The organism is Methanobrevibacter sp. (assembly GCF_045611865.1).
Taxonomy (GTDB): Archaea; Methanobacteriota; Methanobacteria; order Methanobacteriales; family Methanobacteriaceae; genus Methanocatella.
This window is the reverse complement of sequence record NZ_JAZKXX010000035.1, coordinates 1-25,675: the sequence shown is the minus strand read 5'-3', so window position 1 is coordinate 25,675 and position 25,675 is coordinate 1. Positions and strand designations below refer to the sequence as shown.

Below are 25,675 nucleotides of genomic sequence, written 5' to 3'. Positions count from 1 at the left end.
TTTTATTTTTTTAATTATTCTTATTTTCATTTTATTGTTAATTTGTATCCTTTAATTTTATATCTTATCATTATTTTTTTCTAGATTACCAAAGCATATAGTAACAGTTGCTATGTTATAATATGGGGGAATAATAACCATTTTTACCGATACCTTTATATACTATTGTGTACTATCATTTAATTGGAGGTGTAATTATGAGTGAATTACCAATCGCACCAGTTGGTCGTATCTTAAAAAATGCTGGCGCACAAAGAATTAGTGATGATGCAAAAATTGCATTAGCTGAAGCATTAGAAGAAAAAGGTGACGAAATCGCACAAAAAGCTGTTAATTTCGCACGCCACGCTGGTAGAAAAACTGTAAAAGCTGAAGATATCAAATTAGCAATCAAATAGATTTACTAATTGGTTATTTTCAAAAAAAGCTTTGTATAATAAAATCTATTGGCCATTTTCTTGGTCAATTTTTTTTATTTTATCTTATTTTTTAACACTTGTTCTATTCAACAAGAAAACTTTATATATTACTTTTATCTAATTATAGTATGTTGTATAGGGACCGGTGGTCTAGGGGTATGATTCCTCTTTGACGTGGAGGAGATCACGAGTTCGAATCTCGTTCGGTCCATATGCCATGGTAGTTCAGATGGGAGAACGCTAGACTGAAGATCTAGATGTCGCTGGTTCAAGTCCGGCCCATGGCATTAATTTTGCTATTTTTTTTTAAATTTATCTATTTTAAAAAGTTTTTTCTATAGATTTCAGTTAGTGTTAGATTAAAAAAGGTGATGGATTTTTTTTAATCTATTTTTTGGTTAAAGTGATTGGTTTTGGTTTTACTTGGGTGTTTTCCCTTAATTCTTTGTATCTTTTCACGATTTCATAACCGTGATCACTTCCGATTAAATCTGCACCGCCAGTTAAAATTTGGTTTGCAAATTTATAATTGTCAATTCCACCGTATATCTCTATTTTGATTTTTGGGGCGTGTTTTTGAATGATATTTATGTCATTAACATTTTCGAAGATATGATTTGGTGATACGAATCCAGTAGCGGTTTTTACATAATCCGCTCCGCTTATTTGGGCAGCCTTAGCAGCATTTGCTTTTTCATAATCTTCTAGTGCTTTTGTTTCGATTATAATTTTTAGAACTTTATCTCCAATGACTTCTTTGAGTTGTTTCACTTCATTTTCAATCAAATCATACTTTTCATCTTTTATATGGTTTAAGTTGATAACAACTTCGATGTCATCGGCTCCGTTTTCGATTAATGCTTTTGCTTCAGCAACTTTACTAGCAGTATCTTCAAAACCTAATGGGAATCCGACTACACTTCCAATTTTTATGTTTGTGTCAGATAGCATTTCTTTTGCTAGTGGAACATATGTTGGGGATATAACGACTGAATTGAAGTTTAATTCTTTTGCTTTTTCAAAAAATTCTCTCATTTCACTTTCAGAAGTCATATTGTTTAAATTAGTATAGTTAATGAGTTTTGCTAATTCATTTGAATTTTTTATATTGTACATAATAACACCCTCTTAATTAGTTAGTATATATACGAACATATATTTAAATATTTTCATATTAATTTTTTCATCATGTATGGGCCAACTTTTTCATAACCAAATTTACGGTAGTAATTCCTAGATCCAATTCCGCTGATGATTGCTATTTCACTTTTACCATTGTCAATAGCTATATTTTCAGCTTCTTTTAGGAGTTTTTCTCCAAATCCGGTATGTTGGCCAATATTAGGATTTTTACCGCCAATTTTAATCATATTTCCATAGACATGCAACTCCCTTACAAGTGCAGTTGAATCTTCAATTTCGGGTCTAAAATGATTTTTTGAAGGAAAGCGAAGTCTTAAAAATCCTGCAATGCTCTCTTCATTTATATCTTCAATAGATAGGAAATGTTCTTCTCCCCCGCATGCAGTATAATTCTCGATAAATAATCTAAAATCATCTAAGCTATAGTCTACAGATGTTTTTTTATGACCAATTTCACGGCAACGTATGCACTGGCAGTTAATATGTTCTTCATCCAGTTTGTTATAAACAAGTTCTCCAAGATTAGATTTTTTAACTCCCGCTTCAATAAGGGTTGAAGGGATGTCTCTTTGGATTCTCATTGTTCTAACCCATTTTGGAAGAATCTTTTTTACTTTGGTTATTAACTCAACGGCTTCATCGTCGTTGTATGGTTCATATTTTCCTGCTTTCCATAAATCGTATAGTTCACTTCCTTTTGTAACAAGACATGGATAAATCTTAAGCATATCTGGTTTAAAGTTATCATTTTTAAATAACTCTTTAAACATTTTAAGGTCTTGTTTCTCATCGGAAAATAAACCGGGCATCATGTGCATTGCCACTTTAATAGCTGAATCTCTTAAAAGCTGATTTGCTTCCACTACATCGGCTATTGTGTGGCCCCTTTTAATTTTTTTATATAATTCATCAGACAATGTTTGAACACCAAGTTCTACTCTTGTCACTCCAAAATTAAGCATTCTGTTAATATGCTCTTTTTTACAGTAATCAGGGCGTGTTTCAAATGTCATTCCCACACATCTGACTTTTGAGCTTTCATTGGCTTTTTGCACATCATCAATTAACACATAATCGTTAGGTAAATAAGTTTTCAAAACGCCTTCCTCAAAAGATCTAATCTCATCAAAATCCATGTTGTATTCATAATTGTTTGGTTTATTTTGAATTATCAATCCAAAATCAGTCATTGCTTTTAGGCATTGTGATACAAACCATTCTTGATAACACAAATCCCTTGAAGGAAATGTTCCACCCATTATGATTAATTCTACTTTATCAATTGGGTGGCCAATTTTTTTCAGCTGTTTTAATCTGTTAAAACATTGGACATAAGGGTGAAAATCATACATTCTTCCTCTGAGTGCTGCAGGCTCTTCACCAGTATAACTAGGTGGTGCTATTTCACTTTCAGGGCAGTAAAAACACCTTCCATGCGGACATTTGTGGGGATGGCACATTACGGCAACAATTGCAACACCGGACATTGTTCTTGTAGGTTTTTTCTTCAATATTCCCGAGACAGTTTCTTTCTCTTCAGGTTTTGCAAATTCTAGAATATCGGCATTGCTCATGAATTTTGATAATTTCAAATCCCTGCACAATTGTCTTTTTGCAACTTCGAGGTCACGTCGAGTAGATATTTTACCGTTTAGAATATCCTCAATTATTATTCGACATGCTTTTTCCATTCTTTCACCAGTATATTATTAATAGTTAATCTTATATGATAGTTTTATTTAAATATTTAATGATTTATATATAATAATATAATTCATGAAGGTGAAATTATGAAAATTAAAGAATTTTTAGGTTCTACCGTATTAGATAAAAATGCATATGAAGTAGGTAAAGTTGCAAATGTTGAGTTTGATACTGAAACTGGTAAAATTGAAACTGTAACTTTAACTTTACAAAAAAACATATTCTCTAGAGATGAACTTGAAATCAACTTTGACGATATTGCTACTATTGGTGCATACATTATATTAAACAAAGAAATTCCAAAAGTTGAAGAAGCTGAAACCGAAAAAGTTGAAGTTGAAATTGAAGATGAATAAATAGGTTTTCAAAATGGTTTTAGATGCAAGAGATATTGAAATTCCTCTTGACTCTCATGTCAGATATGTTGATACAGGAACAATTGGTAAAGTTGTCGATGTAAAAACACAAGATGGCATTGATTGGGTAAAGATTGATAAAACCAACATGTGGTATCGTGCAAAGTTAGTGGAATTGCTTGATGAGAAAGACATTAAGAAATCTACTTATTATGATAAGGAAAACGATGACGATATCGATATTGAAACTATGAAAGAAAAAGCAATGGCATTAGAAGATATTGAGTTAGATTCTAATGTTGCTGAAGGTGGAGGTTAAATCCCACCTTTTTAATTATTTACAAAATTACTTATTTTCTCGGCGAGTTTTGGTCCTATACCTTCGACTTTTTGTAATTCTTTTTGTGAAACTTCGCTTAAATCATTGCCAAAGATATTTACAAGGTTTCTAGCTCTTTTTCTTCCAAGTCGTTTAACACCGACCACTAATGGTATTATGTCATCTTTCACTCCATAATATAGTCTAGCGGATAGTATGTCGAAGTCTTTTAGATTGGAGTAATTGCCTAAAACTTCAGAAGTATTTTTTGCAAATTTAACAAGTCTTGATGCTTCATAAGCAGACCTTCTTGTAGATGCGGAATAAACACTATACTTATTTTCTATTTCATATTCGCTTCTCTCATTAACCCATTCAATTAATGAAACTGTTGTTGCCTCAGGATTTCCAATATCAACAGCAAATAATCCAACTTCAGATAATTTGTCCCGTACAGGATCTTTTGACTTTCTTCCTTTAAATGAGATTAATGGCAAATCAGGAGTTTCAGACAATGCATAAATAAATTCTTCAACATTAATTTCATTAATTGTTGATAAATACTCTTTAATTTTAACGGCAGTTTCAACAGTATAATTGGATTTTGCTATTAAAGTACCGAAATCAGTTGTTTTAAGACCTTCGGGTGTAGCTCTTATTATTCCATTTTGAAGTAAAAATTCAAGCGCACTTTCAAGTTCATATCTTAGGCTATCTGCAGCAAATAATGACATTGACGGATTATTGCTCATTTGATAGCCATAAAGTGTTTTTCCAAAAAAGTCAGTTAGTTCATCTAGGTTTTTAGAAAGTGATGAAGCAATTTGGGCAATGATTTGTCTGTATATTGCATCTTTATTGTCGACTAATTTGGAGTTAGTTAACTCTATTTCCCCTTCAACATAATATTCTTGTAAGTTTTGAGCTTCATCCATTGTTTTAGCAATGAGATATGAGTATCCCACGTCATCATATTGGGGTCTTCCCGCCCGCCCGGACATCTGTTCGTAATCAAATACCGGGATTGGTTGAGGACCGTTAGCGGTCCAACGGGTATGGTCTCTGATTACAACGGTCTTTGAAGGCAGATTAACACCGTACATTAAACTTGGGGTTGCAGTAATCATTAATATGTTTCCATTTCTGAATTCATCTTCAATGATTTCCTTTTGTTCATTAAATAGTCCTGCATGGTGGAATGCAACACCATATTCGCATGCTTCAGCTAATTTAAGGCAAGTGCTTGTTGGAAGTGATCCTTTTCGTTTTGGAACTTCAAGAATTTTTTCTGCTACTTCCTTAAAGCGTTTTCTCTGTTCCACATTAATCTTTTTGTTAATCTTTTTAGAAACGTAGGTAGCTAGGCTTTCTGTAAATCGTCTGGTTGAAACAAAAGCCAAAGCCTGTGATTTATCTTTAATTGCTTTTTCAACTACTTTTACGATAACGTCATTTTTATTTTTGGTATTGAACATTTCAGCATCAAGAACTTCTTTATTTAATGGGACTGGCCTGTAATCATGTTCAACGCAAGTTCCTTCAAGCCAGCCTTCTATTTCTTCGATATTTCTTAAGGTAGCTGAAAGGGCTATAATTCTCATGCTCGGATTAATGATTTTTGCTCTTGTTATTGCAGCTTCAAGTGTTGGCCCTCTTGTAAATTCGCCAATCATATGAAACTCATCAATAATTAAAGTGTCAACATCTCTAAGTACATTCCAGGAAAATCTAGTGAGTGCATCAAATGATTCAAAAACCATAACTGATAAATCGGAGCTTGATGGATGTTTTCCAACATTAATTCCATGTTCTTCAAATGCCTTAAATTCTTTAACCTTTTCGTTTTGAATTGATAAAAGTGGTGCGGCATAAACTGCTTTTCCACCATTTAAGATAGTTTTTAAAGCAGGTAAAACTCCTAAAACTGTTTTACCACTTGCCGTTGGAATACAAATAATGTAATTTGATTTGTCTTCCAGGTATCCGGATTCAATTACTGCCTTTTGTGCAGGATTGAAGTCTTTAATGTAGGGATATGCACTGTTAATTATTTTTTTAATATCTTTGTCTAAATTTTCCATTTTAATCAATAATTTTTTTATTTTTAATATATAATAAATATTGTCAGAGAGCATTTGGTATCTATTATTATAGGTAAAAATTATATATTAATAAAAAATAAAATAGTTACAAAAACTATAGGAGAAATTTACTATGGCAATTAAAGTAGAAGTCTTTTCAACCAATTCATGCCCACATTGTCCTGCAGCAATCGATGCTGCTCAAAGAGCAAAAGATAAATTGGGCGATGCAATCGATGTAGAAGCAATTAAAATCGATGAAAGTGAAGAAAATAGACAAAGAGCTATTGCATATCAAATTATGGCTGTTCCTACAATTGTAATTGATGGTGATGTTGCTTTCGTTGGCGCACCTAGTGATTTTGAACTCATTGAAAAATTAGAATCTTTATTGTAGATTCACTCTTTTTTTATAATTTTTTTGTAAAAATGGCTGATGAAAATTATACTGGTGTTACAACAGGTACGGTAGCTACTGCATGCTCTCTTGCAGCCCTAGATGCGATTATAGACACTCCAGATATTGTATGTGTTAAAGTTGAGACTCCAAAAAAGACTTTAGACATTATCATTGACGAGTGCAAAAGGCTTTCTGAGAGTAAGGCATATGCTGTGGCTCATAAGAATCCATATAATGATCCTGATGTAACTGTTGGATTGGCAATTATTTCAACTGTTGAATTATTAGACAAAACAGATGAAGAATCTAATGTGATTATAACTGGTGGTGAAGGCGTAGGTAAAATCACAAAACCGGGTCTTCAAATTCCTGTTGGAGATTATGCAATTAATCCAGGTCCACGCCGTATGATTGTTAAAAATTTGTCCGATAAAATACCTGAAGGAAAAGTTGCTAAAGTTACTATTTCCATTCCTGAAGGTAAAGCCATAGCTAAAAAAACCATGAATCCTAAATTAGGCATTGTTGATGGAATATCTGTTCTTGGAACAACAGGCATTGCGAGATCCATGTCCAGTGATGCTTATAAAAATTCCATTGTCACTCAACTTGATGTGGCCCTTGCCTCTAATATTACTGATTTAGTCTTCGTTCCAGGTAATATTGGTGAGAAATTAGCTTTACAGAATTTAAATGTTGCCAAAGAACAAATTGTTCAAACTGGTAATTTTGTAGGTTTTATGTTTGAAGAGGCTGAAAAAAGAGGAATTAAAAAATTCACTTATTTTGGTCATATGGGTAAACTGATTAAGGTTGCTGGAGGCATATTTGACACAAAACATGCTGTTGCTGATGGAAGGCGTGAAATAATGGTGAGCCATGCGGCATTATGTGGAGTGGACAAACATAATCTACAAAGATTATTTGATTCAAAAACAACTGATGATATGATGTCTATTTTAGATGAATTGGGAGTATCATTTGAAGTTTCAAATAGTATTGCTCAAGCAATTCATGATAGATGTAAACAACGCTTTGATTTAGATTTAAATGTTATATTGGTTGATATGGAAGGTAATTATTTAAACAATAATATGCTATTTATCACTACTTTATAGTTCTCTAGATTATAGCCGTAGTGCCTTATTATTTATTAATATTTATATGTAATATCCTTAAACAAACGATAATTCAAATAAAAAATAGTTTAGAAAGCTAATTCATATATGCTGTATACTTCCCTGTCTTTAATTATATTCAATGGCATGATTGTCTCCAAAATTCAAAATCCTAAAAATAAATGAAAAAACTTTTCAAAATCATATCCTTGAGATTATGCTTAATAAATTATTATTTTTTTCAAATATAAAAATTACCCGATGTGTGTTTTATTTCAACCACCACTACATTTTAACATTTATTCTGACTTCTCATACTGTTTAGAGTTCATTGATTTCAATAGGTTGGAATTTACCGAAAATTGCCCGGAAAATACTTAATTATCATTAAATCTTGGAATCTTTGACCTCTATAGGTGAGGTGGTTCAACTTAAAAACAGCCATTCAATAACTTTCAGAAAAACTAAAAATTTCAGACATCATAATCCTATTTCAAAGTGCTGCTTAAATCAGAGGACATGGATGCATTAATAATATTTGATAAAATTGATGTGTAAGTGTCTTTGAAGTCATTAATCATCTTTTGGGAATATTTGTTTGAATGTGAGATAATTAACCTGTAATCATCACCGTTTTGGTGAACTTGAACAAATAATTCCGTTACAAAATCATTGAAATCATTAAGGACTTGATTAATAATTTCTCCTGCACCCATATCATCAATATTCTCAAAACTATCAAAATCGTCTGCAATCCAGTTGGGTACAAATTGGAATGCTATATCTCTTTCAAAGTCGTATTTCGGATAAAGCAGGAAAGTTGGATAATAGCTATATCTCAATGATTTGTAAACAGTATCTGCGGCATCTCTAATAAATGAATTGATGCTTTGATCTTTGCAGTCTATAACTGCCGGCACCAGGTTGGAGGTCATGGATATGAATTTCTCGTTGAATCTGTCACGTCCATTTTCATTCATTATAAATTGGGCTTTATCACCATTTACAAATTGGGACAATGCATAAGAAAATACAGCGATAAATAATACGTATTCACTAATTCCAGCATTATTTAAAAAGGATTTGAATGCCTTTTTATCAAAATCCAAATCATATGTTGACATATTATAACCTTCAGCTGAAGGATTATCTTCCAGTAAAAAGTCTACATCATCAAGATTTGACAGAATATTGTGATAAAATTCCCTTGCTTCATTGAATTTTCCGGTTCTTTTCATTTGATGAGTAAAAGCAGATGCCTTTAAAAATCCGTCATCAAAATCGATGCTTCCTCCGTCAAGAAGCGTCATGAAATCACTTTTGAATACTCCTGCTGAAACTGCATCAAAAATGAGATGATGAACCACACAAAATAAATAATAGGAATCCTCAGATTCAATAATCATGAACTTAGATAAACAATCATAGATATCGAAACTTTCAGAAAGGAAATCAATTAAAACATCTCTATCAAATTTGGATTCCACTGAAATTGGAGGTTTATTTCCTTTCACTAAATACGGATACTCTCCTTTAAACAACCTTATAAGGGTTCTAAGCATATTGTAAAGACCGCAAATATCTTTTATTCCATATCCGTTGATAATGTTCAGGAATTTTTTGGTTCCGAATTTTTTAGCAGTTCTCATTAAATCATTAAGCGCATCTAGATTAGATACATCAGTATCACTTTCATCATGCCGCTCACTCAAGCGCATGCTTAAAACCGGATGCATATTTAACATCTCATCTAATGAACTAAGTATTTTTTCAAGATCATATTTCTTAGAGATAGGAATATAACTTATTACATGATAAGCATCCGATTTATTATAACCTATTATATCTGCAATTACATCACTTTGCGCAGAATTCAAAGGACAACCATCTTCTAAAGAATAAATATCCAAATCAAATGAGTATTCAGAGATATTCTTTGCAATTGCCTCGGGAGTGCGGAAAGTGAAGATATCCGCCATAGTGACATCATCAGATTTAACATAGGATGATAACTTAGTTGCAGTCAATGAATCTCCACCTAAACGAATGAAATCATCATATATACTGACTTTTTCTAAATTTAATGCTTTTTTAAAGGCTTCGACAATTTCTTTTTCATTTTTGTTTCTTGGTGCGACATATTTATCACGTAAACTATCTATGTCAACATCGGGCAAAGCACGCTTATCAACTTTGCCGTTTACATTTAAAGGAATTTCATACAATGTTATTACATATGACGGAACCATATAATTCGGTTTGCATTTGGATACGAATTCGCGAACAGAATTATCAATGTCATCTCCGTAAAAACCGTCAGACAGTACAATATAGGCAATTAATTCATTATTTCCATTATTTGAAGTGATTTGGACTGTAACATCTTTAATATAATCCATGTCTCTTATTGCAGATTCAACCTCTGTCAGTTCCACACGGTTTCCTCTGATTTTAACTTGGCTGTCACGACGGCCAACAATGCCCAATGACCCATCAGGCAATAACCGAACCATATCTCCCGTGCGATACAATATGCTGTAGCCTTCTTTATCATCAAATGGATTGTTGATGAATGCTTTGGCGTTTTCTTCTGGGCGGTTTAGGTATCCGTCGGCAATTTGGTAACCTGCTAAGCATAATTCACCAACAGCACCGACAGGAACACGTCTGAAATTATCATCCAAAATATACGCGCGAGTATTTTCGTTTAGCATGCCTGCTGAAGACCCATCCTTTTTATCGTCATTGTCGATAGAAGATATGAATGCAAATGTTTCGGTTGGACCGTATGCATCAATTAAACGATAATCTTTTGGACTTTCGAATTTACCTAACTTCTCACCGCCTACTGATAAAATCCTTAATGAGGTATTGTCAATTTGCTCCATGAACAGTTTAGCGACCTGTGTGGAAATAAAAGTATGGGTAACATTCTGTTTAATGAAATGTTCATTCAACTTAGTAATATTAAATTTAATATCCTCAGGAATTACAGTTAAAGAAGCTCCGGCATATGTTGTTTGAAGGATTGCTTGAGATCCGGCGTCAAATCCGATATTTGAATATAAAGCATAAACATCATTCCGACCAAAATCATATGTGTCACAGTATGTTTGTGAAAGATTTAAAATAGCTTTGCGTGTTATTCTAACTCCTTTAGGAATGCCTGTAGTGCCGCTGGTGTATAAGATACAGGCCAAATCGCTATAAGTAACATCCAACTTAGAAGAAGTTCCAATATTTTCTTTGATAATGTTTGAAATATTTAGAAGTCTGTTTTCCTCTGATAGATTTTTAGCACGATTGTAAGTATCATCACAGACAATAACAACTTCAGCATCAGCATCATCCATCATGAACTTTATGCGTTCATCCGGAAGGGCATCATCCAAAGGAACGTATGTTGCTCCGGTGGATAGAATTCCTAAAATGGTGAACAGGTATAATTCTGATCTCTCAACTAAAAATGCAACATTGTCATTTTTATTAATGCCCATCTTCTTCAAATCGTTTGCTATTTTATTGGCGATGAATGCACTTTCATCATATGTATAACTATTATTTTTATAGGTTACCAGGCTGTTTTTTGGGTATCTGGCAAGATTGTCATTGAATGCATCCAAAATATCACAATACTTTAAAGGACATTGTGTTTTATTATAACTGTCTAAAAGTTCAATGTCTTCATTGGAGATATAACTGATGTCCTCTAGTTTTTCTTTTTCTAAAAATTGGACCAACACCTCTTTGAATGCTTTAACGAATTGTTTTGCTGTATGTTGGCTGAATTTATCTAAATGGCTTACAGTCACGACAAATCCGTCTTCCAGGTCATTGACGACACATAAGAAATCGCTAATGCCGTCAGCATCATCACTTGCCACCAAATCATTGCCAATATCGAAATCATTCAAATCATGATTATACTCAAATGCAACATCGATACTTAAATTGTATTCTTTTGCAAGCAATCTAAATGGATATATGCTGTTTGTCATTGAGTTTAAGATTAAATCAGACATATTGGTCAAGTAATCATTAATCGATTTATTTTCACAATTTGCAATGATTGGTATTGTTCGCACAAACATTCCAATTGCATTTTGTGAGTAATCTTCATGCCGGCCATGTTCAGTAAAGTTATAGTAAACCTTGTTGCCACCTATGAAACGTGAATATGTATATGCAAATGCAGCATTCAATAAACTGCCAACACTAATGCCAATATTTTCCGTAAATGTTTCAATATCATCACGAACGCCCCTAATAGGAAGACTAACACTACCTTTATCTCCATCAAGGTCACTTAAAAGATGTTGGATTTCATCAATGTCGGCAAATTCATCATGGAAGAATTTCTGAGAGGATTCATATTTATGATTGTAGTGGGATTCAAATGAATTTCGGCTGGCATAAGCAAAGCCCAAATCCACATTATCATCTAATTTGCCCAATAAAGCTTGCCGTAATTCTTTATTAATGATTGTACAGCTGGTTGCATCACTAATGATATGGTGCATATCATAAAATACAAATTTCTTTTGCTCATTATCTAAGATGTAAAAACGCGCTAAGAATTTGTCTAAATCGAATGCTTTGATTAGATTTGAATAATCTGTCGTATTGATTATTTCAATTGTTGGATAGCTGTCACAAATTAAAAGAGGCAGGTTTTCAGTGTCTAAAATTCGGCCTTTTAAGATGGGATGCCTATTAATTAAAGCATGAATGGCATCTTTAATGTTCTCAGTCGTATATTTGGCATCATATTCGAAAATTCCATGTGCTGAATATGCAGTATCTTTTTCATGCACTTTTTCATCCAGATAAATGCCCAATTGAGACTCAGACAAACAACAAACAATGTTATTGTCCTTGAATGTATAATTGCCAAGGAATTTCAATTCAGATTCGATATTTTTAATGAAAACATTGAAATCATTGCCTATGTAAGTATTATCTGCATAATCCCCACTAACCATATACGAATCAGCATTGCGAGCAATATTGAATGTGATACCATAAGAGGTAGGGTCTTGTTTAATGTTTATTTCCTCATTAGAAGCCGATTTTGGAATGTATGATTCAAATAGTTCGTTTTCGAATGCAAATTCGCTGCTTAGGAAATTGAAGGTTACTGGGCAGTGCTTGAATTCTAATTCTTTTGTTGTGTAGATTAAGGAGGAATAATTCAAACCTAAATTTTTAACGTCTCTGAGTGCTGTTTTGATGTTGTAGACATCGTTCATTATGGAAATGTTGTCATTTTTGTTGTTTGTGTTGATTAGTATTGGGTATTGGCTTGTGAACCATCCTATTGTTCTGTTAAGTTTTGCAATACTCTCATCACGGCCATGGCTCTCACGGTTTAATATTAACTCTTTTCCATATGTCTTTTTATATGCTCTTGCGATTGCTAAGGCCCAATATTCTTCTTCAGACAACATCAAAAGATTATCCGCATCATAATTCACATCAAAATCTAACGCAAATGGTTTATTATCTCCCTTGATAGTAGAATCATCAATTTGTCGGTTTAATTTTGTCCAGTGCTGTTTTTCTTCATAACTGATATTTTCAGCCAAATATCTAACATCTTCCACCCAATTTTTATAAGGATACGGCCTTAAAAGTTCAATTTCTTTTCCTTGTTTTAAATTGGTGTAGATGTGGGTTAGATCTGTGATTAGAATGTTCCAGCTTACTCCGTCTATGATTAAATGATGGATGATGAACATGAGGTAGGATTCGTTATTGTGATGGATTAAATTGATTTCAATTAACTTATTCTTTATGCTAAGTGATTTGAATGATTTTATATAGATTGCTTTCAGTGATTCTTCAAGATTCTCGGTGATATTATGTTCACCTATTTCACGGATTTGGGTATTCACGGGCAATATTTCCTGTATTACTTTTCCATTTTCATCATAGCTGTATTTTGTACGAAGCATGTCATGAACATTGCATAATTCATCAAAAGATTCTTGTAATGTATTTATATCTATTTTTTCTGAGGATTTTAAGATAAAGTGTTGTGAAAATTCATCCTCGTTAATTTGATCAAAGAAATACTCCTGAATAGGAAGCAAATCCATAATTCCCTCTACTGCATCGTATGCAACTTTCTCTATGCTGCCAACATTTTGAGCAATCAAATATGGAGTTTTATAATTCAATATATCTCCAGCACCACAGTTAATGTCATTTTTCTCCAAGAGTGAAACAACACGAATGGCAGTGATGGAATCTCCGCCAAGACGAACAAAGTCATCGTTTAATCCAATGTCTTTTTGATTAAATACAATCTCAAATGCATTGGCTATTTGTTTTTCAATTTCATTATTTGGAGCAACATACTCCACACGCAAACTGTCCAAATCAACTTCAGGCAGATGCCTATAATCGATTTTACCATTGATATTAAGAGGGATACTGTCCAAACGGACAACAAATGAAGGAATCATATAACCTGGTTTAAATTGAGCAACATAATCACGAACATGCTCTTTTAGAGTTTCATCATCAGATTCATCAGATGCTACAACATAAGCCACCAATTCATAATTATCCATATGTTTGATAGTTTGAACTGTCACATCCGTAATATAATCAATTTCACGAATTACCGATTCAATTTCTGATAATTCTACACGATTTCCACTGATTTTAACTTGACTGTCACGACGACCAACAAGACCCAAAGACCCATCAGGCAATAAACGCACCATATCGCCAGTACGATACAAAACACCATAATCAACACTATCATCAAATGGATTTTCAATAAATGATTTGATATTTTCTTCTTCACGATTTAGATATCCATCAGCTATTTGATAACCTGCCAAATACAATTCACCGACAGCACCAATTGGCACTTGTCTAAATTCATTATCTAAAATATAAGTTTTTGTATTGTAATTTAGGAATCCTACTGAGGACGAATCAATTTTTTTAGAATTGTCAATTGATGAGATAAAAGCAAATGCTTCAGTAGGTCCAAATTCATCAATTAACATATGATTTAAAGGATTTTCAAACTCACCTAATTTTTCACCACCAATTGATAAACTCTTTAAAGAAGTATCCTCAACAGTTTGCATGAAAAGTTTAGCTACTTGAGTAGGAATTGCAGAGTATGTGACATTATACTTTAAGAAATAATCATTCATCCTTATCATATCTAATTTAATGTCATCTGGAATAATAACCAGAGAAGCACCTGCATAAATAGTTTTGAATATTGATTGAGAAGCTGCATCAAAACCAATGGAAGGATACAAACCACACACATCTAAATTATCAAAAGGATAATCCTCAGCAAAATAATTTGATAAATTAATTACAGATTTGCGGGTAATTTTTACACCTTTAGGAACACCAGTAGTACCACTAGTGTATAAAATACAAGCTAAATCACTATAAACAACAGGCAAACAAGACAATATACCAATTTCATCATTGACAATCTCAGAAATATTTAAAGTAATACAATTACCACCCAAATTAAATGCACGTTCACTAGTTTCATCACTAACAATAACAACCTTAGAGTTAGTATCCCTCAACATAAAACTTAAACGCTCATCAGGCAAACTATCATCCAAAGGAACATAAACCGCTCCGGCAGACAGAATACCTAAAATGCTGAAAATGTATAATTCAGATTTTTCAACTAAAAATGCGACATTTTCCCCTTTTCCAACACCAAAACTTCTTAAACTGTCGGCTATCTTATCGGCTATGAAAGCGCCTTCATCATAACTGTAAACATTATCATTGTAACTTACAAGATTGTTTTTAGGATATTTGGCAAGATTGTCATTAAAAGCATCCAAAATATCCTCATAAATCAAGGAATGTCCAGTCTGATTATAACTGTCTAAAAGCTCAAAATCAACACCTGCAGTATAATTGATGTCTTTTAATTCTTCAACTTCAATTATATCCTGCAGAATTAGCTTATAAGATTCAACAAAATGCTCAATGAAATCTTTAGAATATAATGATGAATATAAAGTCCTAATCATTAATCTATCTTCGCCAGCGTTGAAAATAGATAAAGATAAATCTGCATTCAAATCATGTTCCAATTCTTCAATACCATATTTTGAATCTTCTTTATTTAGCATGTCATTAAAAAGATCATGGGAATATTGGAATAAGATATTTGAATTTAAATCATATTCACTAGCCAAAAGACGGAAAGGATACAAATCATATTTCATTACAGAATTAATCAAAGTGGAAGAATAATCTAAAAAAGAATCAACATTCTGATTTGTGCAGTCCAATAGGACGGGCAATGTTTTAACGAACATTCCTACAGACTCTGACAAATCAATATTGCCTCTGCCGTCATCTATAATATTGAAAAGAACCTTATTCGAACCGCTGAATCTTGATAAGGCATATGCAAAAACGCTAGCGAAGAACTGATTATGTGTAATGGAATGCTTTTGTAAGAATGAATTTAAATATTCCGCATCCAGCTCTATTGTATCTACCAATTCAAATTCATCTTCACTGCTTTTTAGAGAAGGCAGTAAATCATAAACCTCATCATTATCAGCCAGCATTTCATCAAAGAATTCATGGGCATTATCCATATAATTTGAATCGATATTTTCTTCAAATAAAACCTGTTTTAACACCCCATAATCAACAAAATCAACATCTTCTCCATTCAAAATCGAAAACAGGACATCTAGTAAGATGTTCAATGATGTGCCGTCAAAAATCAAATGATGGAAATCAGCGCATAATATAACAGATTGCTTATTTTCAACAATTAAAAATCTGGATAAATATTTGTCGAATTCAAAGGATTTGACAAAAGAGTTAATGTCATTCAGATGTCCTTCATTAATTTCAGGTTCTGCATCAAATGCAAAGGACAGAATTCCATCATCGCTAAAGACACGAGCTTTTAAAATAGGAAATACTTCAAACAATTTAATTAATGCATTTTTAAGTTCACTAACGGAATAATTGTCTTTTAACTTTATTTTAAATGGATTGTTGTATGCTGTGCCCATATCATTTACACTTTCATCAAGATAAACGTTTAATTGTGATTCTGATAGAGGACATGGTTCATCAAACAGATATTTGTCTTCATAAAGAGCCGAATGAATATTCATATTATATTTAATATGATTGCTGATGTCTTTTGGTGTGGAAAGACTTATTATTTCATTTGAGGATAAATTAACGCCCAATTTTTCTTTCAATAATAATTGTAATTTCATTGCAGACAATGAATTGCCCCCTCTGCCAACAAAATCATCATCAATGAAAACAGAATCAATATTTAAAACCTCTTTAAATGCATTAACAACATGGCTGATAACTTCATCAGTTATTTCAATGTTATCATTATCTAAAGCTGTTTTTAATGAAGATTTATCGATTTTTCCATTGAGATTTAATGGAATTTCATCCAATTCAATGAAAAGGGAAGGAATCATGTAACTAGGCAAATTATCTTCTAAATTTTCTTTAACTTCATTTATGTCCAACTCGGCATTTGTTGTATAGTATGCAATCAGGTTGTCATTATCAACATCCAAATAAACGTCTGAAATTTCTTTAAATTTCTTCATTATGATAAGAATTTCATTTGATTCGACACGAAAACCTCTGACAGACAACTGATCGTCTTCACGTCCAATAATTTCAATTTCTCCCTCCGGATTGTAAAATCCTATATCTCCGGTACGATACATTATTCCATTACTTTCACTGTCAGCGATTGGATTGTCTACAAAAAATTGATTTGTTAATTCAGGATTATTGTAATATCCCGAACTTACAATTTCACCGGAAACACATAACTCTCCTGGAACTCCAATAGGCATTATATTACTATTTTCATCTAAAACATAAACCCATGTGTTAGCAACAGGCTTACCAACGGGCACACGATTATCTTTAACATCATTCAAATTATAAATTTTACTAATTGTTAAAATCAATTCTGTTGTGCCATAAAAATTAACTAATTTGGTATGTCTGTCCCGTTTACTTAGTTCATTTAATTTTGCACCTGCCAAAATAAGATAGTCCAATTTCAAATCTTCATTGTCATAAATAGGAACGCCGATGGTCGGAGGTAAAATCAAATTATTCATTGGTGTTTCTTTAAGGGCTTCTATTATCAATAAGCTGTTTTTCTGCTCATTTTCATTGAATATCCTGACACATCCCCCCAATGCCAATACAACATAAGCCATATATGATGCAATAAAACTGAAACTTACATAACATCCGGCAGTCTCGCCACATGAAAAAGAAAAGAGGTGTTTAAAAGCAATACTTAAACTACCCATCTGATAATTGGAAACCATCACTCCCTTTGGAAGACCTGTAGTTCCTGATGTGAACATTATAGAAAATAAATCCTCGCTTCTAGAGATTATATCAACATCAGCATCATCATCATAATTTAAGTCTTCAATGCAAACCACATTTAGATTAAAATCAGATTTATTTGCAATATCTTCAGTAGTGACAATGCACACGGATTCAGAAATCTCCAACATGTGCTCAATACGTTTAATCGGATATGTAAGATCTATTGGGACGAATGTGGCTCCAATTTTATTTAAAGCTAAAACCAATTCAAGAAAATGATAATTGCGAGGCAATAATAAAGCAACATGACTTCCTAAAGAAATATTGTAATTCTCAAATAAATCATTTGCAATTGAATTGCTTGATTTTTCCAGCTCACCATAGCTTATCCGATCAACACCGTCATCAACAGCAATAATATCTGGATTACTGATTGCAATATGGCGGAAATATTTGCTGAGTATAAACTCTTTGTCAATATCATCTTCAATTCCCTTATAAAAATCAAGAAGTAACTTTTTTTCATCCTCTGAAAGGATATCAATATCACTTGTTGCGGCATTAGGAGAATTTAAAACATTATCAATCAAACTTTCAATATTTTTTGCCATACGCCCAATATATTCATCTGAAAACAGGTCTGAATTGTAAAGCAATTCCAATGAGTTTTCATAAATGTTCAATGTTAAAGCTGAATCCTCTCCATTATAAACACTAATGTTTTCATTTAAATCATAAAAATCATAAATTGTATAATAAGAGACATTTTCACCCAAATAATTGTCAACATCAACTTTAGTATTATCAACAGCATTTTTTAAAGCTGATTCGAATTCATCCAACAAATCATCGAATGAATCATGGTCATTTACATCAACTTTAAAAAGAGTATTTTTATCAAATATCTGTAAATCAGTTTTTCGGGGGACAATAGTTTTTAATAAACATCCGTCCAGTCTGTCAATGCGGGACAAGTATAGTGAGAATATGCTTCCATAAAAATCAAATAAAGTACAATCATGATTTTTAATGAATCTGGAAACGGAATTCATATCAGGATTAATTTTTTGGCTCTTATAATGGTCATGTTTTATGTTGTAGAATTTGATATGCTTGCTAGAGTTTAGGACGTAGTTTTTCCAATAACGGGATTCATTTTCAAAATCGGAAGATTTTAGGTAAACTTGAACATCCTTATAATATGAATCCAGATTGAATTTTGGAGGAGATTTTTCAGAATTATCAAATAATTCATAGAAATCATTTATTGAGGAATAGTCGAATATTAGTGAGTTGATGTTTGCTAAAATTGTAAAATTTTCATTGTTTTTCAATACTAGAAATCTGTAAAGTGGAACATCAATAATATCATCAAATGTAAAATCAAAAAATGAATCTATAATTTCCTCAACAGAGGTTTCTTTTAAATTGGAAACATCCTTAATCTGATAATCGACTTCCTCATCGATTAGGATTGCATTAGAATTTTCATCAATCCTCCAATTCAAAATGTTTTTTGCCTTGTTAAAGGCATTTTCTATTGAATTCTCATTAACATCAACATTCAATATAAATTTAACATCTTGATAATAATTCAATATATGGCCTCCGCTTCAAGCTTTAAAGTATTTTTTGTGCAATAGTATTATTCCAATTAAAAACACGAGAAATTTTGTTATTAATTAACATTCAAATTATATTATAATATTTCGTTATAATTCCATATATAGTTATGATATAATGTTAATGTTATCAAAATAAGAAGTAATCAATAATGAGGGTGGATAAACATGAATTTAAGTAGTGTTTATTTAAGAATCACTTCAGTTTTTCCCCTATGTTTATGGGGTTCTTCCATTTTTCCAAGGGGTGAGGACAGTGGAGTTAATTTTTTCACGATTTGAACATATTGGTTAAATATTACGAGATTTATTCTCTGCATAAGACATTAAACTTGACTTTTTTTATTAAAGAATTTTTCTAATTTTCGGATATTTATTTAAACAATAATTATACAATATAGATATAACAATAATTGGAGTTTATTTTAATGAAAATAGCTATGGTTGGTCAATTTCCACCTCATGTGGGTGGTGTTGGTGTTCATATTCATACATTATCTAAAAAATTAGTTGAGGAAGGACATGAAGTTTATGTAATCACTTATCCTCACAAGGAAATCAAGGATATTGATGGAATCCATGTTATAGGAACTAAAGGATTTAATGTTCCTGGTGTTAGGGGGTTAATGTTTAAGAAAAATGCAAAAAGAGCATTAGAAAATCTAATAGAAAAAGAAGACATTGATATCATCCATGGTCATTATCTATTTCCTGCAGGTGCGGCGGCTGTTGAAGTTGGAAAAAAACATAAAATTAAGACTTATGTTACTGCACATGGTTCAGACATGTTTGAATTATATAAAACACAACCTTTAATGAGATCAACTATCAAAAATGTTTTGAAAGATGCAGATTGTGTTTTGGCAGTTAGTAATGCTTTAAGGCATGAGATTATTGCAACTGGCGTTAGTGGCATAGCCAATAAAACAAGATTGTCTTGGAATTCTGTTGACATTGAAAAATTTTCTGCTAAAAAGGATGATTCCTTTAAAAAAGAAAATAAACTTGAAGATAAGCCTATTGTTCTTTTTGTTGGTAATTTAATTAAAAGAAAAAATGTTGATTCACTTCTTGAAGCTAAAAAAATCGCAAGTAGTGATTATTATTTGGTCATTGTTGGTGACGGACCATTGTTTAAAAAATTATCTAAGAAAGTCGAAGAAGAACATATTAATGATGTAATTTTTACAGGCTCAAGAAATGATGTTGGTAAGATTATCCCGAGCTGTGATGTTTTAATTCTACCTTCATTTTCAGAAAGTTTTGGTTTGGTTCTGATTGAAGCATTAGCTTGTGGAAAACCTGTAATTGGAAGTGATGTTGGAGGCATTAGTGAAATAATCAACAGTGATGTTGGTTTACTTATTGATCCTAAAGATGTTTATTCGATTGCTAATGGTATAGACAAAATAATTAATGATGATGATTTAAGGTTGATTTTATCCTTGAATGCAAGAAATAGGGCAAAGGATTTTGCTGAAGTTACAATTCCATATGATGAGGTTAAATGATGAAAAAGAAAGTTAGATCTCCAGGTTCTGCAACAATAATAAATGCAATTGCCACAGGTTTTGGTTCTGCATTTGGTATTGGTTTGGATATTCAGTGTGAGGCTAAAACAACTAATGGTTCAATTTCCTGTTTTAATGATGTTGGGGCAGATAATACATTAATGGAACTGTGTGCCAAAAAGGTTTATTCTCATTATAATATTGATGAAGCAGATTTTGGTATTGAATTAAAAACAAAATCAAGCTTACCGATGGCATCAGGCCTTTCAAGTAGTAGCGCTTCTTCTAATGCTATTGTTAAAGTGGTTTCATCAATGATTTCTGAAGAATTTGACTTAACTCCTTTGGATGATTTGGAAGTAATTAATATGGCAATCGATGCATCACTAGAAGCTGGAGTTACCATAACTGGTTCTTTTGATGATGCAACGGCCTCATACTTTGGTGGGGTTGTTGTGACTGATAATAAAAATAGGGAGTTTATAATAAATGAAAAGATGGATGAATATCCAATTTTGGTCTATATGCCTAATTTCCACTCAAAATCAGGGGATTCAGATCCTGAACGAATGAAATTATTGGCGCCATTGGTTGAAACTGCATTTGGATTTGCAAAGGATAAAAATTATTTAAAAGCTTTAAACTTAAACGGTTTAATTTATTCAGCAACACTGGGTTTTAATTCATCAATTGCAATTGATGCTCTAGAAGCCGGGGCAATGGCTTCAGGTTTATCTGGTACTGGTTCATCATTTGTAGCTATTGTTAGTGAAGAATCAATTGATGAAGTTAAAGATTCCTGGTCTAAATATGAGGGGAAGGTTATTCCAACAAAAGTTGATAATGTAGGTTGTAAATTAATGTAAAAAACATATGATTTATATACTAGGATTATAATAAATTATATTATTATCATTATTATCAATTTTGGTGATTTTTTGACTAGTGATCAGGATATAAAATCTTTTGAAAATAAAGAAGATGCAGAAAAACTTCTCAAAGACTCCAGAAAACGTATTGATGAAATTGATAAGGAATTATTTGATTTGATTTCACAGAGAACCGCTCTTGCAAAAGATATAGCTCTTTCTAAGGAATATCTTGGAATGCCTATTTATGATAAAAGTAGAGAGGATGCAGTCCATGAAAGAGTTGAGATAATATCCCAAGAGAAAGGTCTTGATATTGATATTATTGATCAAATTGTAAATATGCTAACTATTTTAAGTAAAAATGAGCAAAAAGAAATTTTAAGGAGGATTGTTGATGGGCAATATTAGAACTTCATTTGTTAAACGTTTAGCAAAAGAACTTATTGAAACTCACAAAGGTGTTTTCACTACTGATTTTGAAGAAAACAAAAAATTAGTACAAGAATACTCAACTGTAAGTACTAAACACTTAAGAAACAAAATTGCTGGATATGTAACAAGGCTTGTTAGGTTAGAACAAACCCAAAAATAAGCTTTTTTTCATATTTTTTTACACTTTTTTTATTTAATTAATTTTTACAATTTTTAATTTCATATTATAATGCTATTTTTTGAAAGAGTCCTATTTCTATAAAAACTTTATAAATATGGTCGTATAAAGATATATATGTATATTTTGTTTAGTCAATATTTTAACAAAATATTTAAAAATTTTTAAGAAATAGGTGAACTTAATGGATTTGGTAGTAGTAAAATTTGGTGGAACCTCGGTAGGTAATGGTTCCAGAATTAAAAAAGCGGCGCAGTCCGTTGTAAATGAATATATGAAAGGTAATCAGGTAGTAGTTGTAGTTTCAGCTGTTAACAAGACTACTGATGAGTTAATTGGTTTATCCAATGAGGCTATTGGTGCAGGGTTAACAGACAAGCAGAAGGCAGAAATTATGGCTATGGGCGAATTAACTAGCGCTAGATTATTTTCAGCAACTATTGAATCATTAGGTGTCAAGTCAGAATTCATTGATCCTTATAATGAATTATGGCCTATCATTACTGATTCTAATTCCTTAGAAGCAAATATTGATTTTGGTACAACTGACAAGAAGATTGATGGAATTAGAAGGCTTGTTAATCAAGGAGTTATCCCGGTTATTTGTGGATTTTTAGGAAAAGGGCCTAGCGGTGAAATTACAACCTTAGGAAGGGGTGGAAGTGATATCACTGCATTTTTAATTGGACATTGTTTAGATGCTAATGAAGTAATTATTGTTACAGACGTAGATGGTGTAATGTCAACAGATCCTAATAAAATAGAGGATGCACAATTGTTAGATGAAATATCTGTTGAAGAAATGAGAGATTTAGCTACTCATGGAGCGCAGGTTTTACACCCTCATGCATTAAAATATAAAGATCCATTAATTACTGCAAAAATTATTAACTTCTCCCATGGTGACCTATCTGCCAAGGGTACCCGTATTGTGGGGCCTTATGAGGGGGATATGTTAAAATGCGTCACCCTTTATAAAGATCCTATTTCACTTATCGCTATTGTCGGCGAAGCAATGCTTAAGAAAGTCGGTTTAATGGCTAAATTAACAACTTGTCTTGCTGATGAAGATGTAAATATATTTGGTTTGTCTGCAGGTCAAAATTCAATTACTGCTTTTGTAGATAAAGCAGATTCAAATAAAGCATATCATTTATTGCACCGTATGGTGGTAGAAACTGATGTTTTAAGTTCGTTATCACTTGGAAGAGACACTGCAATGATTACATTTGTAAGTCCTGACATTATCGAAACTCCAGGTATTATTTCAGATATTACAGAACCACTTAGAAAACACAGTATTAACATTTTAGAAATTTCCTCTTCACAAACTGCAGTTGTGTTGTTTGTTGATTGGGAAGACGGAGAAATTGCTCATAAATTAATTAGTGAGGTTTTAGAATGAGATTTGAAGGAACATATGTTGCTATGGTTACTCCTTTTACAAAAGATGAACAAATCGATGAGGAAGGATTTAGACATAATATAAATTATTTAATTGATCAAGGTGTCAATGGATTGGTTGGTGCTGGAACCACTGGTGAATCAGCTACAATTACTCATGAAGAACACAGAAGAGTTATTGAAATTTTAGTAGATGAAGTTGATGGTAGAGTTGAAACAATTGCTGGAACCGGAAGTAATGCTACTTCTGAAGCATTGTCCCTAACTGAATTTGCAGCCGATGCCGGTGCTGATGCAGCATTGTTAATTACTCCATATTACAATAAACCACAACAGCATGCTTTAGTTGACCATTATGGAACTATTGCTAGCAAATGTGACATTCCTCTTATTGCATATAATGTCCCATCTCGTACTGGATCAAATATTGAAGTTGAGACTGCTGTTGAATTAGCTAAAATTGATGGTGTTGACGCTATTAAAGAAGCTAGTGGTAGTGTTGATAAAGTTTCAGACATTTACAGAGCACTTTCCTTAGAAGGCCTTGAAGACGATTTCAACATCCTTTCTGGTGAAGACTCACTTACTTTGCCTATCATGGCTGTAGGGGGAACTGGTGTAATCAGTGCATCTGCAAATATTGACGGAAAAAGAATGTCCCTAATGGTTGACAGTATCTTAAATGATGATTACACAAGGGCATTAGAACTTCACTATGAAATGCTTGATATAATAAGAGCTTTATTCATCGAAAGTAATCCTGTTCCTGTTAAAACTGCAATGAACTTAATGGGACTTCCTTCAGGACCTCTCAGAAAACCATTATGCGAAATGAAAGAAGAAAATCTTGAAATTCTTAAAAAAGCATTAAAAGATTCAAATTTAATTTAGATAGGTTATAATATGATTAAAGTAGCAGTTACTGGAGCTGCAGGAAGAATGGGCTCCGGTATTATTAGAAAAATTACAGAACAAGATGATATGGAAGTAGTTGCTGCAATTGAAATGCCAAATACTCCTCTTGCAGGTAAAGACGCAGGTCTTCAGGCAGGAATTGAAGAACTCGGTGTTGAAATTGTTGGTTCTGAAAAATTGGAAGAAACCTTAAAATCTTCCGGTGCTGAAGTATTAGTTGACTTTACTATTGCTCCGGCAGCTGTTGAAACCATTAAAATAGCTACTTCTTGTGGTGTAAATATTGTTGTTGGAACCACTGGTTTTAGTGAAGAACAAATGCAATCCAATATTGATAATGTTAAAGAAAATAATGTTGGGGCAGTTATTTCTTCAAATATGGCTATTGGTGTAAATGTATTTTTCAACACTTTAAAGAAATTAGCACCATTATTATATGATTATGATATTGAAATTATAGAAGCACATCACAATCAGAAAAAAGATGCTCCATCTGGAACTGCTGTTACTGCATTTGAAGTAATAGCAAAAGAACTTGACCGTGACCCTGAAGAAGTAGGAGTTTACGGAAGAAAAGGATTAGTTGGTAAAAGAACTTCTGAAGAAATAGGAGTTCACGCTATCCGTGGTGGGGACATTGTTGGTGATCATACAGTAATGTTTGTCGGTGATGGTGAAAGATTAGAAGTTAAACATCAAGCTCACACTAGGGAAGTATTTATTGCTGGTGTAATTAGGGCAATTAGATATGTTCCTAGTGCACAAAAAGGTGTTGTAAGTAGCATGAATGATGTTTTAGGATTAGAATAGGTGAGTAACATGGTAAATGTAGGAGTACTTGG

17 protein-coding genes and 2 tRNA genes are annotated in these 25,675 nt (G+C 32.5%); 14 read left to right on the top strand and 5 right to left on the bottom strand.

Annotation, left to right across the window (positions count from 1 at the left end):
* The first annotated feature begins 197 nt into the window (after positions 1-197).
* The 3 genes from ACKI32_RS03655 (at position 198) to ACKI32_RS03645 (ending at position 706) form a co-directional block, all read left to right on the top strand.
* On the top strand, positions 198-398 hold the full coding sequence (locus tag ACKI32_RS03655; RefSeq protein ID WP_042691314.1) for a histone family protein: 201 nt from the start codon (positions 198-200) through the stop codon (positions 396-398).
* A 160-nt stretch (positions 399-558) separates the two neighbouring features.
* Positions 559-630 (top strand) — tRNA-Val (locus ACKI32_RS03650).
* Between the two features lie 3 nt (positions 631-633).
* A tRNA-Phe gene (locus tag ACKI32_RS03645) sits at positions 634-706 on the top strand.
* Positions 707-806: 100 nt separating this feature from the next.
* Here the strand turns inward: ACKI32_RS03645 and deoC are convergent.
* Positions 807-1,535, bottom strand: a complete 729-nt coding sequence (deoC, locus tag ACKI32_RS03640; RefSeq protein ID WP_407413595.1) for a deoxyribose-phosphate aldolase — start codon at positions 1,533-1,535, stop codon at positions 807-809.
* A 53-nt stretch (positions 1,536-1,588) separates the two neighbouring features.
* Positions 1,589-3,253 carry a tRNA uridine(34) 5-carboxymethylaminomethyl modification radical SAM/GNAT enzyme Elp3 gene (locus tag ACKI32_RS03635; RefSeq protein ID WP_407413593.1) on the bottom strand — a complete coding sequence of 555 codons (1,665 nt, stop codon included), beginning with the start codon at positions 3,251-3,253 and terminating at the stop codon, positions 1,589-1,591.
* 99 nt (positions 3,254-3,352) lie between these two features.
* Between ACKI32_RS03635 and ACKI32_RS03630 the strand changes: the two genes are divergently transcribed.
* Together ACKI32_RS03630 and ACKI32_RS03625 are read left to right on the top strand one after the other, a co-directional pair.
* On the top strand, positions 3,353-3,622 hold the full coding sequence (locus ACKI32_RS03630) for a PRC-barrel domain-containing protein (RefSeq protein ID WP_407413591.1): 270 nt from the start codon (positions 3,353-3,355) through the stop codon (positions 3,620-3,622).
* A 13-nt stretch (positions 3,623-3,635) separates the two neighbouring features.
* Positions 3,636-3,941, top strand: a complete 306-nt coding sequence (locus tag ACKI32_RS03625) for a DUF2098 domain-containing protein (protein WP_407413589.1) — start codon at positions 3,636-3,638, stop codon at positions 3,939-3,941.
* 11 nt (positions 3,942-3,952) lie between these two features.
* On the opposite strand, the gene ACKI32_RS03620 is transcribed toward ACKI32_RS03625, so the two are convergent.
* A complete protein-coding gene (locus tag ACKI32_RS03620; protein WP_407413587.1) occupies positions 3,953-6,031 on the bottom strand; it encodes a DEAD/DEAH box helicase in 2,079 nt (692 codons plus the stop codon).
* A 124-nt stretch (positions 6,032-6,155) separates the two neighbouring features.
* On the opposite strand from ACKI32_RS03620, the gene ACKI32_RS03615 reads away from it, so the two are divergent.
* Both ACKI32_RS03615 and cbiD read left to right on the top strand, forming a co-directional pair.
* The gene (locus tag ACKI32_RS03615) at positions 6,156-6,419 is read left to right on the top strand and encodes a thioredoxin family protein (RefSeq protein ID WP_407413585.1); all 264 of its coding nucleotides are present in this window, start codon (positions 6,156-6,158) and stop codon (positions 6,417-6,419) included.
* Positions 6,420-6,451: 32 nt separating this feature from the next.
* Complete coding sequence (cbiD, locus tag ACKI32_RS03610; RefSeq protein ID WP_407413583.1) at positions 6,452-7,540, top strand: cobalt-precorrin-5B (C(1))-methyltransferase CbiD; 1,089 nt, start codon at positions 6,452-6,454, stop codon at positions 7,538-7,540.
* Positions 7,541-8,028: 488 nt separating this feature from the next.
* Here the strand turns inward: cbiD and ACKI32_RS03605 are convergent, their stop codons facing one another.
* Both ACKI32_RS03605 and ACKI32_RS03600 read right to left on the bottom strand, forming a co-directional pair.
* On the bottom strand, positions 8,029-19,497 hold the full coding sequence (locus tag ACKI32_RS03605; protein ID WP_407413581.1) for an amino acid adenylation domain-containing protein: 11,469 nt from the start codon (positions 19,495-19,497) through the stop codon (positions 8,029-8,031).
* Positions 19,498-19,706: 209 nt separating this feature from the next.
* A complete protein-coding gene (locus tag ACKI32_RS03600) occupies positions 19,707-19,841 on the bottom strand; it encodes a hypothetical protein (protein WP_407413579.1) in 135 nt (44 codons plus the stop codon).
* 108 nt (positions 19,842-19,949) lie between these two features.
* On the opposite strand from ACKI32_RS03600, the gene ACKI32_RS03595 reads away from it, so the two are divergent.
* From ACKI32_RS03595 to dapB, 7 genes are all read left to right on the top strand, one after another.
* Positions 19,950-21,032, top strand: coding sequence for a glycosyltransferase family 4 protein (locus tag ACKI32_RS03595; protein ID WP_407413577.1), 1,083 nt, complete (start codon positions 19,950-19,952; stop codon positions 21,030-21,032).
* Positions 21,032-21,898: a shikimate kinase gene (locus ACKI32_RS03590; RefSeq protein WP_407413730.1), complete on the top strand. Its 867-nt coding sequence runs from the start codon at positions 21,032-21,034 to the stop codon at positions 21,896-21,898. The genes ACKI32_RS03595 and ACKI32_RS03590 overlap by 1 nt, the downstream gene beginning before the upstream one ends.
* Positions 21,899-21,970: 72 nt before the next feature.
* Entirely contained in the window at positions 21,971-22,312 is a 342-nt protein-coding gene (locus ACKI32_RS03585) for a chorismate mutase (protein WP_407413575.1), read from the top strand.
* Positions 22,299-22,496 carry a 30S ribosomal protein S17e gene (locus ACKI32_RS03580; RefSeq protein ID WP_292794388.1) on the top strand — a complete coding sequence of 66 codons (198 nt, stop codon included), beginning with the start codon at positions 22,299-22,301 and terminating at the stop codon, positions 22,494-22,496. Before ACKI32_RS03585 ends, ACKI32_RS03580 begins: the two co-directional genes overlap by 14 nt.
* Positions 22,497-22,698: 202 nt before the next feature.
* The gene (locus ACKI32_RS03575; RefSeq protein WP_407413573.1) at positions 22,699-23,919 is read left to right on the top strand and encodes an aspartate kinase; all 1,221 of its coding nucleotides are present in this window, start codon (positions 22,699-22,701) and stop codon (positions 23,917-23,919) included.
* Positions 23,916-24,809 carry a 4-hydroxy-tetrahydrodipicolinate synthase gene (gene dapA / locus ACKI32_RS03570; RefSeq protein ID WP_407413571.1) on the top strand — a complete coding sequence of 298 codons (894 nt, stop codon included), beginning with the start codon at positions 23,916-23,918 and terminating at the stop codon, positions 24,807-24,809. The genes ACKI32_RS03575 and dapA overlap by 4 nt, the downstream gene beginning before the upstream one ends.
* 12 nt (positions 24,810-24,821) lie before the next feature.
* Positions 24,822-25,643: a 4-hydroxy-tetrahydrodipicolinate reductase gene (dapB, locus tag ACKI32_RS03565; RefSeq protein WP_407413569.1), complete on the top strand. Its 822-nt coding sequence runs from the start codon at positions 24,822-24,824 to the stop codon at positions 25,641-25,643.
* Positions 25,644-25,675 lie beyond the last annotated feature (32 nt).

What these genes read in the sequence shown, in the direction of transcription:
- ACKI32_RS03655 (WP_042691314.1), top strand. Translation starts at nt 198, where the DNA reads ATGAGTGAATTACCAATCGCACCAGTTGGTCGTATCTTAAAAAATGCT.
- deoC (WP_407413595.1), bottom strand. Translation starts at nt 1,535, where the DNA reads ATGTACAATATAAAAAATTCAAATGAATTAGCAAAACTCATTAACTAT.
- ACKI32_RS03635 (WP_407413593.1), bottom strand. Translation starts at nt 3,253, where the DNA reads ATGGAAAAAGCATGTCGAATAATAATTGAGGATATTCTAAACGGTAAA.
- ACKI32_RS03630 (WP_407413591.1), top strand. Translation starts at nt 3,353, where the DNA reads ATGAAAATTAAAGAATTTTTAGGTTCTACCGTATTAGATAAAAATGCA.
- ACKI32_RS03625 (WP_407413589.1), top strand. Translation starts at nt 3,636, where the DNA reads ATGGTTTTAGATGCAAGAGATATTGAAATTCCTCTTGACTCTCATGTC.
- ACKI32_RS03615 (WP_407413585.1), top strand. Translation starts at nt 6,156, where the DNA reads ATGGCAATTAAAGTAGAAGTCTTTTCAACCAATTCATGCCCACATTGT.
- cbiD (WP_407413583.1), top strand. Translation starts at nt 6,452, where the DNA reads ATGGCTGATGAAAATTATACTGGTGTTACAACAGGTACGGTAGCTACT.
- ACKI32_RS03600 (WP_407413579.1), bottom strand. Translation starts at nt 19,841, where the DNA reads ATGCAGAGAATAAATCTCGTAATATTTAACCAATATGTTCAAATCGTG.
- ACKI32_RS03595 (WP_407413577.1), top strand. Translation starts at nt 19,950, where the DNA reads ATGAAAATAGCTATGGTTGGTCAATTTCCACCTCATGTGGGTGGTGTT.
- ACKI32_RS03590 (WP_407413730.1), top strand. Translation starts at nt 21,032, where the DNA reads ATGAAAAAGAAAGTTAGATCTCCAGGTTCTGCAACAATAATAAATGCA.
- ACKI32_RS03580 (WP_292794388.1), top strand. Translation starts at nt 22,299, where the DNA reads ATGGGCAATATTAGAACTTCATTTGTTAAACGTTTAGCAAAAGAACTT.
- ACKI32_RS03575 (WP_407413573.1), top strand. Translation starts at nt 22,699, where the DNA reads ATGGATTTGGTAGTAGTAAAATTTGGTGGAACCTCGGTAGGTAATGGT.
- dapA (WP_407413571.1), top strand. Translation starts at nt 23,916, where the DNA reads ATGAGATTTGAAGGAACATATGTTGCTATGGTTACTCCTTTTACAAAA.
- dapB (WP_407413569.1), top strand. Translation starts at nt 24,822, where the DNA reads ATGATTAAAGTAGCAGTTACTGGAGCTGCAGGAAGAATGGGCTCCGGT.